The organism is Neisseria sp. P0009.S007, from assembly GCF_051962515.1.
Genome location: NZ_JBQCVF010000424.1, coordinates 1 through 1181, shown reverse-complemented (window position 1 = coordinate 1181; position 1181 = coordinate 1). Strand labels below are relative to the sequence as shown.

Annotated in this window: 1 protein-coding gene; it reads left to right on the top strand. The window is 51.8% G+C overall.

Translation table 11 applies throughout. The annotated features are described in order from the left end of the window. Positions 1-1181: ABC-F family ATP-binding cassette domain-containing protein (locus ACTHS3_RS13790; RefSeq protein ID WP_440368228.1), on the top strand; the 1181-nt coding region annotated here is incomplete at both ends.

Genomic DNA, 1181 nt, shown 5'->3' with positions numbered 1-1181 from the left:
TTAGACTACGTTTTGCAAGGCGATGCCGAATTGCAGGCTTTTCAGACGGCCTTGGCCCAAGCAGAAGCGCAAAACGATGGCATGAAGCAGGCCGAATATCACGCCAAACTCGAAGAAATCGATGCCTATACCGCTCCGGCACGCGCGGCGAAATTGTTGAGCGGCTTGGGTTTTGCACAAGAAGAACATACCCATCCCGTCAAATCTTTTTCCGGCGGCTGGCGTATGCGCCTCAACCTTGCCCAAGCTTTGATTTGTCGTGCCGATTTGCTGCTCTTGGATGAACCGACCAACCACTTGGATTTAGAAACCGTGTTGTGGCTGGAAAACCATCTCGCCTCCCTGCCCTGTACGCAAATCATCATATCCCATGACCGCGACTTCTTGAATGCCACTACAACGCAAACCATCGAGCTGTCGCAACAAAAACTGACCCAATACGGCGGCAATTACGATTTCTATCAAGCCGAACGCGCCCAACGTCTGGCGCAACAACAAGCCGCTTACGTCAAACAGCAGGCACAAATCAAACATCTGCAATCCTTTATCGACCGTTTCAAAGCCAAAGCCACAAAGGCCGTACAAGCTCAGAGCCGCATGAAGGCATTAGCCAAGCTCGAACGCATCGCTCCTGCGCATTTGGATAGCGAGTTTTCCTTTGAGTTTGCCAATCCGACCCACCTGCCCAATCCATTATTGAAACTCGACCATGCCGACTTAGGTTATGGCGACAATACCGTTTTGCACGACATTACCCTGTCTTTGGAAAGCGGCGCACGCTACGGCCTGTTGGGCGTTAACGGTAGCGGTAAATCCACATTTATCAAAGCCTTGGCAGGAAAAATCGATTTACTTTCCGGCAGCATCGTCCGCTCTGAAAAGCTCAATATCGGCTATTTTGCCCAGCACCAACTGGATACCTTACGCGCCGACCAAAGTCCGGTTTGGCATATCCAGCAGCTTTCGCCCGAAGTCCGCGAACAGGAAATCCGCAACTTTTTAGGTGGTTTCAACTTTGTCGGCGATATGGCGGTTCAAAAGACCGAGCCGTTCTCCGGCGGAGAAAAAGCGCGGCTTGCCCTTGCCATGATTATCTGGCAAAAGCCTAATCTGCTGCTGCTTGACGAACCGACCAACCACCTAGACTTGGATATGCGCCACGCCCTGACACTTGCCCTGCA